This is a genomic window from Ramlibacter sp. AN1133 (assembly GCF_037890035.1).
In the GTDB taxonomy this organism is placed as follows: domain Bacteria; phylum Pseudomonadota; class Gammaproteobacteria; order Burkholderiales; family Burkholderiaceae_C; genus Ramlibacter.
Genome location: NZ_JBBKTQ010000028.1, coordinates 1 through 16,735, shown reverse-complemented (window position 1 = coordinate 16,735; position 16,735 = coordinate 1). Strand labels below are relative to the sequence as shown.

Sequence of the window (16,735 nt, the reverse complement as noted above, 5' to 3'; positions counted from 1 at the left end):
CATGTTGCGCGAACTCTCCCTGGTGCATTTGGCGGAACTCACTCACTCGGCAAAGGCGAAGAGCTGGCGCGTGTCGCTGCCCTGTGCTCTCTTCCTGCTGTTGCTGGCGTTGCCGCTCACGAACAGTGATTACATCGTGTCCTTGGGCTCGAGGGTCCTGATCTTCTCCATCCTTGCGGTCAGTCTTGACCTGATCCTCGGGTTCGGTGGCCTGATCAGCTTCGGCCACGCGGCCTATTTCGGCGCCGGCGCCTACACCGTTGCAGCGCTGATCTTCGCCGGCTCCGGCAACGGCCTGGTGCATCTGATCAGCGCGATGGCGGTCTCGGGAACGATGGCGCTGGTCATCGGTCTGCTTTGTGCCCGCAGCGACGGTCTGCACTTCATCATGTTGACGTTTGCGTTCGCGCAGATGGCGTACTTCATCGCTTCCGGCCTGCAGCGTTTCGGCGGAGACGACGGTGCGACGCTGCCCTCTCGTAGCAACCTGATGCCGCTGGATCTGGCAGACCGGACGCACTTCTACTACCTCGCCTGGGCTTGCCTTGCCGTGGTTCTCGTGGTGTGCGTCTTGCTCGTTCGTTCCCGCTTCGGAATGGCCTTGCGCGCCTCCAAGCAGAACGGGGTACGCCTGTCCACCCTCGGCATTCCGAGTTACCCCTACCGGGTGCTGGCGTTCGGCATCGCCGGAGCCTTTGCCGGCCTGGCGGGCTTCCTGATGGTGAATCTCAACGCGTACGTCAGCCCGAACTTCTTCGCCTGGAAGCTCTCGGGCGACGTGATCATGATGGTTGTTATCGGGGGCGTCGGCACCCTCGCAGGCGGCGTGGTCGGTGCCGGCGTCTTCCTGCTGCTGCAGGAAGTGCTGTCGGCCTTCACCCCACACTGGATGTTCTATCTCGGTCCGCTGCTGGTTGTCATTGCGCTGTACGGTCGCCGCGGCCTCGTTGGCCTCCTGCGCGGAGAGCGCAAGTGAACGCAGCTCCCGTCCTGCGTGTGTCGGCGCTGTCGAAGCACTTCGGCGGCCTGAAAGTGACCGACAACGTGTCGCTGGAGCTGGCCGATGGCGAAATCCATTCGGTGATCGGTCCCAACGGTGCCGGCAAGTCGACCCTGCTCGCCCAGCTCTGCGGACTCCTGGCCTCCGACGCTGGAAGCATCGAGTTGCACGGCGAAAACGTCACCCGCTGGTCCGCTGCACGCCGTGCGCGGGAAGGCTTGGCACGGACCTTCCAGATCACCAGCGTCTTCAGGCAATTTACTGCCCACGAAAACGTTCTCATGGCGTGCCAGGCTGCGCGGTTCGGGCATGCGTTCAGCTTCTGGACACCGGCCCGAAGCGACAGGCAGGCCGTCGCGGCATCCTGGGCCTGCCTGGAGCGGGTGGGGCTTGCAGCACGCGGCTCGTTGCCGGCCGAGACTCTCTCCGGCGGCGAGCAGCGCGCCCTCGAGATCGCGATGGCCCTGGCCACGCGGCCGAAGGTGCTCCTGCTGGACGAGCCAATGGCTGGCATGGGCCACGAAGACACGCAGCGGCTCACGCGGCTGATCCTCAGCCTGAGAGGCACGGTTTCGGTGTTGCTCGTGGAACATGACATGGACGTGGTGTTCCGGGTTTCGGATCGACTCTCTGTCCTGGTCCACGGACGCCTGATCGCGTCGGGCGATCCCGAGACAGTGCGTCTGAATCAGGATGTGCGGCACGCTTACCTGGGGGTCGAAGATGCAGCCGATGCTTGAAGTAGACGCGATCCACGCCTCCTACGGCGCCGCCAGGGTGCTGTTCGGCATTTCGTTGGCTGTCTATCCTGGCGAGGCGGTCGCGCTCGCCGGCCGCAACGGAATGGGCAAGACCACGACCTTGCGCTCGGTGCTCGGCATCCTGAGGCCCAGCGCGGGTGCCATCCGCTTCGGCGGCCGCGCCATCGACCGGATGGCGCCCAACGAAGTCGTGCAAACGGGGATCGGCTATGTCCCGGAGGGGCGGCAGATCTTCCGCGGGCTCACCGTACGGGAGAATCTGCAAGTCGCCGCCATCCGCCGCAAGACGAATGCGGCGCCAGTCTGGGACCTGGACGCGGTCCTTGAACTGTTTCCGGTCTTGCGCCAGCGGCTGCGCCACGACGGCCAGGCTCTCTCCGGAGGCGAGCAGCAAATGCTCGCGATCGGACGGGCGTTGATGACGAATCCGGCGCTTCTCATCCTCGATGAGGCAACCGAGGGACTCGCTCCACTCGTACGTGGCGAGATCTGGCGTGTTCTGGGTCGCTTGAAATCGCTCGGCCAGTCCCTGCTACTGGTGGACAAGCACCTTGCCTCCGCTGCAGGAGTGGCCGATCGCCACTACGTGATCGAAAAGGGTCGCGACGCCTGGCAAGGCACTTCCGCCGAACTGGCGGCCGACGTCGATTTGCAGCGGCGCCTGCTCGGCGTCTAGTCGCAAGCCCGAAGGGACAACTCCGCACGCGGGTCGCACATGAGGCGACCCGCGCGTGCGCTCGTCCCCTTGACTTTCCCTCCTCTTCTCTACTTTCATTTCTGTGCGAACACCGAGCCGCAAGCGGGGACTTTCCCGCATTCGCTTGACGGCCGCCACTGACGGAAAACAAAATGAGGTTAACAGTACGGCATGATATTTAATGTATTACGCCGCACTGCAAGGGAGGTTAACCAGGGCGGTTCCAACAACATCAAACCGCCCACCATGGGGAACAATCGTTGAAAAAAGTCTTGATCTTTGCCGCCGCGGTGTGCGCCTGCTGGGCAGCGCGGGCGCAATCCAGCGTCACTTTGTTTGGCATCGTCGACGCGACGCTCACCTACGGCACCGCCAGTGGCGCCGGCAGTTCGCATCGGTGGCAGCTGGCCAGCTCCGGCTACAACGCGTCTCGTCTCGGCCTGCGTGGACAGGAGGATCTCGGCGGCGGGCTGAGTGCGGGCTTTTGGCTCGAGGCCGGCATGGCGAACGACAACGGCGCTGGGCTGGCGACGAACACCAATAACCAGGCCAGCGGGGCGGCGCCGGCGCCCCTGGCCGGCGCGGCCGGTTTGACCTTCAATCGCCGCTCCACGGTGAGCTTGAGCGGGAACTGGGGCGAGTTGAGGCTTGGTCGAGACTACACGCCGCAGATCTGGAACCTGCTTCTGTTCGATCCGTTCGGCGCGCTGGGTGCCGGTGCCGCGCAGCCCTACGTCGCCGCCATCAACGGCGTCACACAGGTGCGGGCGTCCAATTCCGTCGGATACTTTCTTCCGGCGAACCTGGGCGGCATCTACGGGCAGGCGCAGGCGTACCTCGGGGAAAATCCGCGGGACGGGGCCAACACCGAGCGCGACGGGGACGGAGCCGGCGTCCGCGTCGGGTACGCCGCCGGGCCGCTCGACGTCGCGCTCGCAGCCAGCAGGACGAGGTACGCGGCCGGGGACGTGCGACAGAACAATCTCGCATTGAAGTGGCAGATCGGGCCGGCTCGCCTGCTCGGCGTGCTGGTGAGGGATCGGAATGCGACGGTGAGCGGCAACGGCTTCGTCGCAGGCGCGATTTACGCCATCGGCGCGGGCGAGCTTAGGGCCGCCTTCTCACGTTATGCGACGAGCGCCGCAGGTTCACCAGCGGCGCGTAAGTTTTCCCTCGGCTACGTGTACAACCTGTCCAAGCAGACCGCGCTGTACACCACAGTGGCGCACCTGAAGAACCGTGGCAGCTCCAAGATGACCATCAACGGTGCCGTGGCCGGCGGCTTGGGCGAGAGTTCCACGGGCTTCGACCTCGGCATCCGCCGTTCCTTCTAAGGACAAAGACTGTGCAGGGAACCTCACGGGCCGCGCTGCGGCCTTTTCCGTGCAAGCCACATGCTTCGCCGTGCACCGGGTGATCCGCTTTACGCAGCCTGGGTTCGTCAGCACCGTGAGCTGCCCCCGGGGCGGCTTGATGCGCAAGCGCGCAGGCTCACCGCTGGTCACGAGCACGCCGCTCACAGGGCGCGCGTCGGTCACTGTGGATTCGCAGGCCACCGGGCCGCCGCGCTATTCACCGCGGAGGCGCAGTGTTAGCCAGCGACGTGACCGGGGGAGTGTACGTGTCGCTGATCGCAGCGAGGCCGAGCGACGCCAGGTCGAGGCCTGCCGCCTGCGCATTGGGGGTCCGTGCCCCTGCGCGGCCTCCTGTGTTGGGGCACTCCGCCGCGCAATTCGCGGCGGGCGGGCGCGTGTGCGATGCTCCGCTGCCTAGTGCCGCGCCGCGGGGGCCGCGTCCGCGCGGCAAGGCCGCTGCTGCGCCATCCAGGTGCGCGCACCAGCGCAGGACGTCGGGACGGCCGTCGCCGGCGGCATTGACCGCAGCACCACCGCCCTTCAGGCCGGACCAGCCGAACAGGCGTTCCCGCGCATGTCCCACGAGTGGCGCCGGCCGTGGGAAATCCGCATGCGCGCGCCGCGGATGCGGAGGAGCGTGGCGCTATATGTAGAGAAAACCACTGGTCCCAATCTGGTGAACAGTTGTGTATGATTTTTAATCTATCAAGGACCGGCGCGGGTGGCCGTACCGGTCGCTTCCTTCAGCTTCCATCCATCACGACTCGCGATGCTCAAGACACTGCTGCTTTGCCTAGTGCTAGGTGTTTTCACAGCTGGCACGTCCGCGCGTGCCCAATATCCCGATCATCCGATCAAGATCGTAGTGCCGTTCGTGGCGGGGGGCGGTACCGACGCACTTGCGCGCCAACTCGGTCAGCGCATGGCTGAAAAGCTCGGACAGCCGGTCATCGTGGAGAATCGCCCGGGCGCCGGGACCGCGATTGGGACGGATTTCGTCGCTAAGGCAAAGCCCGACGGGTACACATTGTTGATGACGATCGACAGCTTTGCCGTCCTGGCAGCGACCCAAGCTTCGCTGCCCTACGACCCGGTGGCTGATTTCAGCCCCATCGGCCAGATCATGAACACGCACTGGGTTCTTGTTGTCGACCCGGCCTTGCCAATCAAGACCTTCAAGGACTTCGTGGCGTACGCCAAAGCACGCCCCGGTCAGCTGAACTACGGAAGCACTTCTCCGGGCGGCTCCAGCCACCTCGCGACGGAGCAAATCTTCAAGGCCGCGAGCATCAAGCTGACGCATATCCCGTTCGGTGGTGCCGGTCAGGCGGTATCTTTTCTGTTAAGCGGGCAAGTGCAGGTGGTGCTATTGGTGGGGCAACTCGCGCTACCCTACATCCAAGCCGGAAAGATGCGGCCGCTGGCTATTACCGCGAAGGAACGCGCCTCGGTCTTGCCTGACGTGCCCACACTTGCCGAAGAAGGGATTTCAGAGTTCGAGTCAGGCGCCTGGACCGGCCTCTTTGCGCCTCGCGGAACCCCCGCGCCGGTCATCGCGAAGCTAAATGCGACGGTGAACGAAATCCTGCGGAAGATGGTGCACGACAAGGAGTACAGCCCGGTGTATGTCAAAGACTTCCAGGTTCCTGCACCGAGCACGCCGGCCGACCTCGCGAGGATCGTCAGGGAGGATGTTGCCCGTTCGAAAGCCACCGTCATTGACAGTGGCATCAACGTCAAGTTGAACTGAGCGGCACGCTCGCGGGTGGGCGCGCGGCGGCCGAGCGCATGAACGCGGCGAGCCATCGCGCTGGCCCTCGTCGCGTGCGTGCGACTGCACCATGGTCCTCGGTCTGCTGCCGAGCAGCTTTCCACTGGCATTTTCCTGCAAGCGCTCGACGATCCGATGCCTCCATCGTGTTCGACGCGAGATTCCTGAAATCGAAGAGCATTCGGCCAAGAGCAGCCCTGCGAGGCGCTCTTGCCTTTGTAAGATCTGGGCCACGTGAGTTGTGGTGCTTTGCTCAAGCCTCTCAGACGGCTGATTGCTTCACTGTAGGAGCTTTCGAGCGTCTTCCTCGCGATGGATTTGGGCGAAGAACTGGCAGTCACCGTTTCAGGCGCGCCGCTTTCGCATTCCTAATAGCGGGGATGAAGTAGCGCCCTGCGTTCTGCGGGAGGGCACGACGTCTGCCAAACGGGGTAGCCGGGAGGATTCGCTTGAACTGCGCTCGCGATGGTGTCGACCTTGGCGTTAGGGTGCTGCGCAAGCTAAGAGGCGCAGTTCACGACGGCTGGGCAAGGTTCCAGGAGCAAAGCGGCGCCGGGAAGGCTCCGCGGCTATGGACATCGGGTATGGCCGCGAGCTCTTCTCCCCGGCCTCTCAGGCGTCACAATATTCGGGCGGTGAAGGTGCGCCGGTTGATAGGGTATCGGTGATGTACAAGCGCACCAAGAAGATCCGCCACCTCAAACTGCTACTTGGCTCCAAGTACCGGGCACAAGCCGCATTCGCAAACCTGAGTCACGTCGCGATCATAGGCCCAGGAACCGTCCGAGTTGCGGGTCGCTCGCCAGGCTCGACGCCTCCCCGGCGAGCACGACCTGGCCTTTCTGCAGAACGATCCCGCGGTCGCTGTGCTCCAGTACCTTGCGGTAGTCGCGATCGACGATGAGCGTGGCGATGTCGTCGGCGCGCATCGCGGCGATCACGCGCCAGATCTCGGCCACGATCATGGGTGCCAATCCTTCCGTGGCTTCGTCCAGGATGACCAGCTCGGGTTGCGTCATCAGCGCGCGGCCGATCGAAAGCATCTGCTGCTCGCCGCCGGAAAGCTGCGACCCGAGGTTGCCGAGGCGCTCGCCCAGGCGCGGGAAGGTTTCCATCACGCGAGCGAAGGTCCATGCGCGCCGATCGCCCGCAGCAGCCGGCCTCGCGGCCATCAGCAGGTTTTCCTTGACCGACAGATTGGGGAAGACGCCCCGACCTTCGGGGACGTAGGCGACGCCGCGTCGTGCCAACTCGTGCGGTTTTCCGCGGCTCACGTCGTGGCCGCCGATCAGGATGAGTCCGTCCCGCTGGGCGACATGTCCGAGCAGGGCACGGATCAAGGTGCTCTTGCCCATGCCGTTGCGCCCCAGCAGGCCCACGGTCTCCCCGCGCGCGATTTCCAGGCTGACGCCATGCAGCACGTGGCTGCTGCCGTACCAGGCGTGCAGGTCGCGTGCCTGCAGGATCAGGTCCCGGTCCTTCATGCTCCATGTCCCCCGAGGTAAGCGGCCTGCACGTGCGGGTTGGAGCGGATCGCATCCGGCGTGTCGGAGGCAATCACCGAGCCATTGACCATCACCGTGATGCGATCGGCGATGCGGAATACGGCATCCATGTCGTGTTCCACCAGCAGGATGGCGTGGTCCTGGCGAAGGTCGGCCAGCAGCCCCAGCATCCGTTCAGTCTCCTCCGCGCCCATTCCCGCCAGCGGCTCGTCGAGCAGCAGCACCTTCGGCGCGCTTGCCAGGCACATCGCGATTTCGAGCTGGCGCTTCTGGCCGTGGCTCAACAGACCGGCCGGGCGATCCATGGCGTCCGCCAGGCCGACGCGGGCAGCGACTTCGCTGGCCGCCGGAACACTGAGCCGGCAGCTGCCGGCGCTCTCCCACACCCGCCACGGGCGGGGCGCGCGCGCCTGCGCTGCCAGGCGGCAGTTCTCCAGGACGGTGAAGCTCGGATAGATGGTGTTGCGCTGGTAGCTGCGCCCCAGCCCGGCGCGCGCGCGCCGCGGTTGCGTCCAGCGCGTCACGTCCTCGCCGAGGAGTTCCACTGCGCCATCCGAGGCAGGAACTTCGCCGGAGAGGATGTTGATCAGGGTCGATTTGCCGGCGCCGTTGGTGCCGATGACGGCATGCACCTGGCCGCATTCCAGCTCCAGGGAGACCTTGTTCACGGCGACCAGTCCGCCCCAGCGACGGGTGATGTCGCGGCCACGCAGGAGGACAGGCGAGTTCATGCGCGGACCTCCTGCACCAGCGGAGCGCGCAGCTGCATGCGCGACGGGCGCCCCGCCAGCCGGGCCCGCCACTGCGCGGGCAGGCCCACCAGCCCGCGAGGCAGCAGGGCAACGCAGGCGATGATCGCGAGGCCCATTCCGAGCAGCCAGTGCTTGGCGAAGGCACCGAAGATCGCCTCGCTGCGGAACAGCTCCTGCAGCAGCGTGTACGCGAACGCCCCGAGCAGCGCGCCGCGCAGGTGGCCGATGCCGCCCAGGATGATCATCACAAGCACCGCGCCCGACATGTGCCAGCTCATGAGCTCCGGATTCACCAGACCGTCCTTCACGGCGAACAGGAATCCGGCGATCCCGGCGATCGCTCCCGAGATCGTGAAGGCCGCGAGCTTGTACGGATAGGTCGAATACCCCGTGGCGCGCATGCGCTGCTCGTTCACGCGGATGCCGGCCAGCGCACGGCCGAAGCGGGAGCGCGAGAGCAGGGCCAGGAAGCCGAACACCGCCACCAGCAATGCGAGCGTGAACTGGTAGAAGGCGACGGGCTGGTCGATTTCGAGCAGGGTGCCGATCGCCGGCTTGAAATTCAGGTAGATGCCGTCGGTGCCCCCGCCCAGGGGCGTGTCGTGCACCACGTAGTACGCCATCTGCGCGAACGCCAGCGTGACCATGATGAAGTACGCGCCCTGCGTGCGCAGGCTCAGGGCCCCGACGGCGAGCGCATAGAGGGCGGCGAGGAGCGCCGCAGCCGGGAGGATCCAGAGCAACTGGCCCGGCCCGTTCGCGGGCGACAGCAACACGGCTGCATAGGCGCCGACCCCGAAGAACGCGGCCTGCCCGAAGCACACCAGCCCGGTGCCGCCGACCAGCAGTTCCAGGCTGAGGGCGAAGATCGCGTAGATCATGATCTTGCTCACGAGCTCGATGCCGAAGGTGCCTGCCACCAGCGGGTAGGCGGCGAGGCACGCGAAGGCGGCAAGCACGAACACGGCCTTGGAGGAAAGGGAGAAGTTCATTTCGGTTGTTCCTAGCCGGCCTTGAACAGGCCCTGCGGCTTCCAGATCAGGATCAGCGCCATCAGCACGTACACCAGCACGCCGGCGGCCGCAGGCAGGAGGACCTTGCCGAAGGTATCGACGAATCCGATCAGGAGCGCGGCGAACAGGGCACCGCGGATGGAACCGATGCCGCCGATCACCACGACCACGAAGCAGATGATCAGGACCTGCCCGCCCATGCCGGGATACACGCTGCTCACGGGGGCGGCCACCATGCCGGCCAGCGCCGCGATCGCCACGCCGGCCGCGAACACGATGCGGTACAGGAACTGGATGTCGATGCCGAGGCTTTGCACCATCTCGCGGTTGCTGCTGCCGGCACGGATCATCATGCCCAGGCGCGTGCGCGTGAACACGAGGTACATGCCGAGCGCCAGCGCGATGCACACGCCGGAGACGAACAGGCGATAGACCGGATAGGTCATGAGTTCCCCGAGGGGCAGCAGGCCGGCGAGCACCTCCGGCGGCTTGACGCCATGCACGTCATCGCCCACCAGCAGGCTGCGGACCTCCTCGAACACGAGGATCAGCCCGTACGTCATGAGCACCTGCTGCAGGTGCTCGCGCTCGTACAGGTAGCTGTAGAACGCCCATTCGAGGACGTAGCCCAGCACGATCGCCAGCACGACGCCCACTGCCAGGGTGGCGAAGAAGCCGCCGCCGAAGGTGGCCGCCACGATCGGCGACAGCGCGAACGCCATGTAGGCGCCCACCATGTAGAAGCTGCCGTGGGCCAGGTTGATGACCCCCATGATCCCGAAGATCAGGGTCAATCCGCTGGCGACCAGGAACAGCAGCAGCCCGTACTGCACCGAGTTCAGGCACTGGATGAGGAAAGTGGAGAGGTCCATGGGCGAAGGAGGGCGCCCGCACGGCAGGCCATGCGGGACGAAGGGCCAACGATGAAGGGTGTTACTGCATCCGGCAGCCGCGGCCGGGATCCGCGAGCGCCTTGGAGGCCACGCTCACGTACTTGTTGTCCTTGCCGCCGACCTGGCGCAGGTAGATGTCCTGCACCGGGTTGTGGCTGGCGGAGAGGGTGAAGGGGCCGCGCGGACTGTCGATGCGCGCCTTGCGCACGGCTGCGGCGAACTCCGCCTTCTTCGACACGTCGCCCTTCACCGCGTTCAGGCCCACCGCCAGGATCTGCGCCGCGTCGTAGCCCTGGACGGCGTAGACATCCGGCTGCAGCTTGTAGGCTTTGGCGTAGGAGAGGCGGAAGGCGTTGTCGCGCGGGGTGCCGAGGCTGTCGGCGTAGTGCAGCGTCGTGAACATGCCGCTGGCGGCGTCGCCCTGCGCTTCCAGAGTGCCGTCGGTGACGAAGCCCGCGCCGTACAGGGGGATCTTGTCCTTCAGGCCCGCGGCCGCGTAGTCCCTGACGAACTTGACGGCGCCGCCGCCGGCGAAGAAGGTGTACACCGCGTCGGGCCTGGCCGCCGCGATTTCCGTGAGCAGCGCCTGGAATTCGACGTTCGGGAAGGGCAGGGCCAGCTCCTTGACGACCTTGCCGCCGCCCTTCTCGAAAGCTTCCTTGAAGCCGCCCACGCTCTCGTCGCCGGCCGCGTACTTCCACGTGATGGTCACGACCTTCTTGAGACCCTTCTTCGCCATGACTTCGCCCATGGCGTACCCGGGCTGCCAGTTGCTGAAGCTGGAGCGGAAGATGGTCGGACCGCACATGGGGCCGGTCACCGCATCGGCGCCCGCATTGGGGACGATCAGCAGGGTCTTGTTCTCCTTCGCCACCTTGGCCATCGCCATGGCCACGCCGCTGTGCACGGTGCCCACCAGCACGTCGACGTTGTCGCGCTTGACCAGCTTGTTCGCGTTGTCGACCGCCTTCGACGGGTCACTCTCGTCGTCGACCTTGAAGAACTCGACGTCACGGCCTGCGAGCTTGCCGCCCTGTTCGGCCACGTAGAGCCGGAAGCCGTTCTCGATCGCGGTGCCGAGCGAGGCGTAGGTGCCGGTGGCCGGCAGCATCAGGCCGATCTTCAGCTTGCCGGTGGCCTGCGCGTGCGCGAACGAAGCCCCGAGCGCCAGTGCGCAGGCGAGGGTGATGCGGGTGGAATTCAAGAAAGTCTCCTCTGGTGGTGATGAAGCGGCCTCAGGCCGAGGCCGCCGCGGCGCGCTCGCGCTCGCGCAGCCGGAAGCGCTGGATCTTGCCCGTGGCCGTCTTGGGCAGGTCGGGCACGAACTCGATGAAGCGCGGGTACTTGTAGGGGGCGAGGCGTTCCTTCACGAAGGCCTTGAGCTCGGACTCGCTGGTGCTGGCACCCGGCTTCAGCACCACGAAGGCCTTGGTCTTGATGAGGCCCTCGTCGTCCTCCTTGCCGATGACGGCGGCCTCCAGCACCGCGGGGTGCTGCACCAGGGTGGCTTCGACCTCGAAGGGACTGACGTAGATGCCGCTGACCTTGAGCATGTCGTCGCTGCGGCCGCCGTAGGTGTAGCTGCCGTCCTCGTTGCGCACGTACTTGTCGCCGCTCTTGGTCCAGCCGCCGTGGAAGGTTTCGCGGGTCTTCTCGCGGTTGCCCCAGTACATCATCGCGGCGCTGGGCCCCTGGATGTACAGGTCGCCGGGTTCGCCGTCCGGCACCGGCTTGCCGTCGTCGCCGCGCAGTTCGATCTCGTAGCCGGCGACGGGCCAGCCCGTGGTGCCGTAGCGCACGCGGTCCGGCCGGTTGGAGATGTAGACGTGCAGCATCTCGGTGGAACCGATGCCGTCGACGATGTCGACCCCGAAGTGCGCCTTGAAGCGCTCGCCGAGTTCCGCCGGCAGCGCTTCGCCGGCCGAGGACACGAGGCGCAGGGCGAACTGCTCACGCGCCGGCAGCTTCGGCGATGCCAGCATGCCGGCGAAGCCGGTGGGCGCCCCGTAGTAGACCGTGGGCTTCACGCCGCCCACGCCGCCGGCGAGGCGGTGGAAGGTGGCGTCAGGGGTGGCGCGCTCGGCCATCAGCAGCGTCGTCGCACCCACCGAGAGCGGAAAGCTCAGCGCGTTTCCGAGGCCGTAGGCAAAGAACAGCTTGGCGGCGGAGAAGCAGACATCGTCGCTGCGCAACTTCAGGATGCCCTTGCCATACAGCTCGCAAGTCCAGTAAGGATTGGAGTGCGAATGCACGGTGCCTTTCGGGCGGCCGGTGGAACCGGACGAATAGAGCCAGAACGCCGGGTCGTCACGACCGGTGCGCGCGGGGCGCGCCAGGGCGGTGGCCTGGGCCAGGAAGGCTTCGAAGTCCACCTCCGCCGGATGCAGCGGCGCGACGGGCCGCGACACGATCACCTTCGCCACCTCGTGGTCGCTGCGCACCATCGCGGCGTTCAGCGCCGGCAGCAGCGCGCCCGACACCAGCACCGCCTGCGCGCGCGAGTGCTCCAGCATGTAGGCGTAGTCGTCGGCGGTCAGCAGCGTGTTCACCGCCACCGGCACGATGCCGGCGTAGATCGCGCCCAGGAATGCGACCGGCCAGTCGATGCAGTCCTGCATCAGCAGCAGCACGCGCTCCTCGCGGCGGATGCCCAGGCCGCGCAGGCCCGCGGCGAGCCGCCGCACGCGCTCGTCGAGCGCGCCGTAGGTCAGCGTGCCCAGATCGTCGATGAAGGCGGGCTTTTCGGGGCGCGCGGCGTTGGCCGCCAGCAGGTGCTGCGCGAAGTTGAAGACTTCCGGCGGGGGCGGGACGGTGGTCGGGGGCATGGCAGGCTCTCAGGCAAGGGTGGACAGGACGGCGGTGGCGGCCTGCACGGCCGCGCGCCGGTGGTAGAAGTTCAGGGCCCGCGCGCCGCCCAGTTCCTCGCCGCCGCCGGCGCGCCCCGGGCCGCCGTGCAGCGACTGCGGCATCACGTTGCCGTGGCCGGTGTGGGTTGCGGCGACCTCGGGCGAGACGACGTGCACGCGGCCGTGGCTGTCGGCGAGCTCCAGGGCCGCGGCGCCGAGCGCGGCGGCGTCGCTTCCGTAGATCGAGCACACGAGCGAGCCTTGCCCGCGCCGCACCAGGGCGAGGGCATGCGCCGCGTCGCGGTACGGCATCAGCGTCGCGACCGGGCCGAAGACCTCGGTGTCGTGCACCGCGGGGGTGTGGTCGGGGTCGCGCGCACCGAGCAGCGTCGGGCCGAGGCAGCAGGCCACGGCCGCATCCGCGTCCACCAGCGCGTGCGCAGCGCCTTCGTGCAGAACCTGGGCGTGCTGCTTCAGAGTGGCCAGGCCTTCGCGCACGGCGAAGAGCTGCGCCCGACTCACCAGCGAGCCCATGCGCACGCCCTCGTTGCGCGGATTGCCCACGGTGGTCTTGGCCAGGCGCGCGGCAATCGCTTCGGCTGCCGCGCCGTACAGCGCCTCGGGCACGAAGATGCGACGGATCGCGGTGCACTTCTGGCCCGCCTTCTGCGTCATCTCGCGCGCAGCCTCCTTGGCGAGCAGCTCGAAGGCTTCGCTGCCGGGCGTCTCGCCGGGCAGGAGCAGCGCGCTGTTGATGCTGTCGGCCTCGATGTTCACGCGCACCGAGCCGCGCGCGATCGCCGGATGCGAGCGGATGATGGCGGCGGTGTCGGCCGAGCCGGTGAAGGAGACCACGTCGAAGGGCTGCAGCTGGTCCAGCAGGCCCGCGGAGGAGCCGCAGACGACGGAGAGCGCGCCCGCGGGCAGGATGCCGGCTTCGACCACGTCCTGCACCATGCGTTGCGTGAGCCACGCCGTCGCCGTCGCCGGCTTCACGATCACCGGAACGCCGGAGAGCAGGGCGGGACCCGCCTTTTCCCACAGGCCCCAGCTCGGGAAGTTGAACGCGTTGATGAACAGCGCGACGCCGCGCGTGGGCACCAGCAGGTGCTGCGACTGGAAGGCACCGTCCTTGCCCAGGCGCACCGCTTCGCCATCGAGGAGGTGGCGCCGCTCGCCCAGGCTTTCTCCCAGCTTCGCGTAGGTCGCCAGGGTGTAGATGCCGCCGTCGACGTCGACCGCCGTGTCGTTCTTCACCGTTCCGCTGTTGGCAGTGGAGATCTCGTAGTAGCGATCGCGGTTGGCCTGCAGCACCTGGACGATGGCCGCGAGCAGCGCGCCGCGCTGTGCGTACGTCAAGGCGCGCAGGGCTGGGCCGGCCTTCTCGCGCGCGAAGGCAAAGCCCGCGGCCAGGTCGAGGCCGGTCGCGTCGACGCGGGCCAGTTCGGTGCCGAGCACGGGATCCAGCAGGGCGGTGCCACTGCCGGTGCCGGCCTGCGCGCGGCCGGCCAGATGGTTCAGGAGGAGTTCGCTCATGGGAGGGGCGGGGTCAGGAGGTGAAGCGGATGGCGCCTTGCGGCAGGAGGTACAGCACCAGCGCGCGGCCGCCGGTGACGGTCGGGCGATGGCCGCTGCCGGGTGGACACACCACCCAGCCGGCGGGATGGCCGTCGAAGCGCGCGTCGCCGTCGACCGGCACGACGAGGTCGATCTCGCCTTCGGGGTGCACGTGGTGCGGGCCGGCGATGTCTTCCATGTCGACGACGTCCACGGAGAACCCGTGCAGGTCCGCCGAGGGCTTGAAGATCCGGCCGTAGCGGATGCCGCCCGCCTCCCGCTGGCACAGCCAGCCGGCGGCGACGCCGGTGCGGCAGGCGTGAGCCAGCGCCTGGTAGGCGCGCGACGCGGTGCCGTGCCGCGTGTTCAGCCATTGCTGCAGGCTGGCGTCGAGCGGGCGGCCGGCGAGTTCGGCCGTGAGCAGCGCAAGCTCGCTATGGAAGCTCTCTGGGGTCATTGGAATCTGCGGGGGTTGCATGGGAAAAATTCCTGGTGGTGGAGGCGCGTCCTTGACCTGCGGCAAGCTTGCATCGCGGCGTCGGATGCACTATCGTGCGTGCGAACTCTAAGAGGGCGACGAATTTCATGTCAAGCACAATATTGCATGCGTCGGGGTTAACCCTGAGCCCGGTGGACCAGGAGGGTGAAGCAGCCGGGCCGGCGGCCGCGCTGGCGCCGCTCGCCAACGACGGGGTCGCCAAGCACCCCTTTCTCGTGCGGCTGGGCGAGAGGGTCCGGTCCCTTCGCAATGGTCGGGGCATGACGCGCAGGGAGCTGGCGGCGGCCGCGCACGTGTCCGAGCGCCACCTGGCCAACCTCGAACTGGGCGTCGGCAACGCCTCCGTGCTGATCCTGCTGCAGGTCGCGCAGGCCCTCAAATGCACCCTGGCCGAACTGCTGGCAGACGAGATCCGCTCGCCGGAATGGCTCCTGATCCGCGAGCTGCTGGAGAACCAGGACGAGGCCAAGCTGCGCCAGGTGCGCGAGGTGATCGCGCCCCTGGTGGGCTCGGGCGCTGTCGACGCGCAGGCGCGCCCGCCGCGCGTCGCCCTGATCGGCCTGCGTGGCGCCGGCAAGAGCACCCTGGGCGGGATGCTCGCCGAGGACCTGGGCTTCCCCTTCCTGGAGTTGAGCCGCGAAATCGAGAAGTTCGCCGGCTGCTCGATCAGCGAGATCCAGTCGCTGTACGGCCAGAACGCCTATCGCCGCTACGAGCGCCGCGCCCTGGAGGAAACGATCCAGATCTATCCCGAGGCGGTGATCGCCGTGCCGGGCGGCCTGGTGGCGGAGCCGGCCACCTTCAACCTGCTGCTGTCCCACTGCACCACCGTGTGGCTGCAGGCGCATCCCCAGGACCACATGAACCGGGTGGCCGCGCAAGGAGACCTGCGGCCGATGGCGGGCAACAAGGAGGCGATGGGCGACCTGAAGGGCATCCTGGCGCAACGCGCGCCGTTTTACGCCAAGGCCGCAATGCACCTGGACACCAGCGCCCGGCCGCTGGACGAGACCTTCGTGGCGCTGCGTGCCATGGTGCGCAAGGCGCTTCAGTTCGAGGGAAAACCCTAGGCATCAAACTGCTTGTGCCCTTGCGATGATCTGCACTATGATGCTCTTTATTGACACACATCAGAAGCATCTTAGTGCATCAACCGGAGAGCTCCTTGACCCAGTCCGCCCCCCAAGCGCCCGTCGATTACCAGACGCACCCGTCGCAGTACCGCCACTGGAAACTCAGCTTCGACGGACCTATCGCCCGGCTGGTCGCGGACTTCGACGAGAACGGCGGCCTGCGCCCCGGCTACAAGCTCAAGCTCAATAGCTACGATCTGGGCGTCGACATCGAGCTGAACGACGCGATCAACCGCATCCGCTTCGAGCACCCGGAAGTCCGCACCGTCATCGTGACCAGCGCGAAGGACAAGGTGTTCTGCTCCGGCGCCAACATCTTCATGCTGGGCGTGTCCAGCCATGCCTGGAAGGTGAACTTCTGCAAGTTCACCAACGAGACGCGCAACGGCCTGGAAGACTCCTCGAAGTACAGCGGCCTGAAATTCCTGGCCGCCGTCAACGGCGCCTGCGCCGGCGGCGGCTACGAGCTGGCGCTGGCCTGCGACGAAATCATCCTGGTCGACGACCGCAACAGCGCGGTGAGCCTGCCGGAAGTGCCGCTGCTGGGCGTGCTGCCCGGCACCGGCGGCCTCACGCGCGTGACCGACAAGCGCCACGTGCGCCACGACCTGGCCGACATCTTCTGCACCACCGCCGAAGGCGTGCGCGGCCAGAAGGCCGTGGACTGGCGGCTGGTGGACGAAGCCGTCAAGCCGCAGCAGTTCGCCGCCCGTGTGCAGGAGCGCGCGCTGGAACTCGCCGCCGCGAGCGACCGCCCGGCCGGTGCGAAGGGCGTGACGCTCACGCCCCTGCAGCGCACCATCGAAGCCGACGCGCTGCGCTATTCGCACGTGACGGTGGAGATCGACCGCGCCCGCCGCGTCGCGACCTTCACCGTCAAGGCGCCCGCCACGCCGGTCGAAGGCGACATCGCCGCGATCGAGGCGAAGGGCGCCGGCTGGTACCCGCTGCAA

15 protein-coding genes are annotated in these 16,735 nt (G+C 67.1%); 7 read left to right on the top strand and 8 right to left on the bottom strand.

Annotated features, from left to right (window positions below; genetic code table 11):
- The first annotated feature begins 1 nt into the window (after position 1).
- From WG923_RS25935 to WG923_RS25915, 5 genes are all read left to right on the top strand, one after another.
- Entirely contained in the window at positions 2–976 is a 975-nt protein-coding gene (locus WG923_RS25935) for a branched-chain amino acid ABC transporter permease (protein WP_340353916.1), read from the top strand.
- Complete coding sequence (locus WG923_RS25930) at positions 973–1,740, top strand: ABC transporter ATP-binding protein (protein ID WP_340353915.1); 768 nt, start codon at positions 973–975, stop codon at positions 1,738–1,740. Before WG923_RS25935 ends, WG923_RS25930 begins: the two co-directional genes overlap by 4 nt.
- On the top strand, positions 1,724–2,437 hold the full coding sequence (locus tag WG923_RS25925; protein WP_340353914.1) for an ABC transporter ATP-binding protein: 714 nt from the start codon (positions 1,724–1,726) through the stop codon (positions 2,435–2,437). Before WG923_RS25930 ends, WG923_RS25925 begins: the two co-directional genes overlap by 17 nt.
- Positions 2,438–2,718: 281 nt before the next feature.
- The gene (locus WG923_RS25920; protein ID WP_340353913.1) at positions 2,719–3,792 is read left to right on the top strand and encodes a porin; all 1,074 of its coding nucleotides are present in this window, start codon (positions 2,719–2,721) and stop codon (positions 3,790–3,792) included.
- 790 nt (positions 3,793–4,582) lie between these two features.
- On the top strand, positions 4,583–5,563 hold the full coding sequence (locus WG923_RS25915) for a Bug family tripartite tricarboxylate transporter substrate binding protein (RefSeq protein ID WP_340353912.1): 981 nt from the start codon (positions 4,583–4,585) through the stop codon (positions 5,561–5,563).
- 785 nt (positions 5,564–6,348) lie between these two features.
- Here the strand turns inward: WG923_RS25915 and WG923_RS25910 are convergent.
- The 8 genes from WG923_RS25910 to WG923_RS25875 form a co-directional block, all read right to left on the bottom strand.
- The gene (locus WG923_RS25910; protein WP_340353911.1) at positions 6,349–7,068 is read right to left on the bottom strand and encodes an ABC transporter ATP-binding protein; all 720 of its coding nucleotides are present in this window, start codon (positions 7,066–7,068) and stop codon (positions 6,349–6,351) included.
- Complete coding sequence (locus tag WG923_RS25905) at positions 7,065–7,820, bottom strand: ABC transporter ATP-binding protein (RefSeq protein WP_340353910.1); 756 nt, start codon at positions 7,818–7,820, stop codon at positions 7,065–7,067. Before WG923_RS25905 ends, WG923_RS25910 begins: the two co-directional genes overlap by 4 nt.
- Complete coding sequence (locus WG923_RS25900; RefSeq protein WP_340353909.1) at positions 7,817–8,833, bottom strand: branched-chain amino acid ABC transporter permease; 1,017 nt, start codon at positions 8,831–8,833, stop codon at positions 7,817–7,819. Before WG923_RS25900 ends, WG923_RS25905 begins: the two co-directional genes overlap by 4 nt.
- Before the next feature lie 11 nt (positions 8,834–8,844).
- Positions 8,845–9,726, bottom strand: coding sequence for a branched-chain amino acid ABC transporter permease (locus WG923_RS25895; RefSeq protein ID WP_340353908.1), 882 nt, complete (start codon positions 9,724–9,726; stop codon positions 8,845–8,847).
- A 61-nt stretch (positions 9,727–9,787) separates the two neighbouring features.
- Entirely contained in the window at positions 9,788–10,951 is a 1,164-nt protein-coding gene (locus tag WG923_RS25890) for an ABC transporter substrate-binding protein (protein ID WP_340353907.1), read from the bottom strand.
- Between the two features lie 31 nt (positions 10,952–10,982).
- The gene (locus WG923_RS25885; protein ID WP_340353906.1) at positions 10,983–12,572 is read right to left on the bottom strand and encodes a benzoate-CoA ligase family protein; all 1,590 of its coding nucleotides are present in this window, start codon (positions 12,570–12,572) and stop codon (positions 10,983–10,985) included.
- Between the two features lie 9 nt (positions 12,573–12,581).
- Positions 12,582–14,129, bottom strand: coding sequence for a 3,4-dehydroadipyl-CoA semialdehyde dehydrogenase (locus WG923_RS25880; protein WP_340353905.1), 1,548 nt, complete (start codon positions 14,127–14,129; stop codon positions 12,582–12,584).
- 13 nt (positions 14,130–14,142) lie between these two features.
- The gene (locus WG923_RS25875) at positions 14,143–14,607 is read right to left on the bottom strand and encodes a 4-hydroxylaminobenzoate lyase (protein WP_340353904.1); all 465 of its coding nucleotides are present in this window, start codon (positions 14,605–14,607) and stop codon (positions 14,143–14,145) included.
- A 128-nt stretch (positions 14,608–14,735) separates the two neighbouring features.
- Here WG923_RS25875 and WG923_RS25870 point away from each other — a divergent pair, with 128 nt between their 5' ends.
- The gene (locus WG923_RS25870; RefSeq protein ID WP_340353903.1) at positions 14,736–15,719 is read left to right on the top strand and encodes a helix-turn-helix transcriptional regulator; all 984 of its coding nucleotides are present in this window, start codon (positions 14,736–14,738) and stop codon (positions 15,717–15,719) included.
- A 95-nt stretch (positions 15,720–15,814) separates the two neighbouring features.
- The coding region (locus tag WG923_RS25865) for an enoyl-CoA hydratase-related protein (RefSeq protein ID WP_340353902.1) at positions 15,815–16,735 on the top strand (921 nt) is incomplete at its 3' end.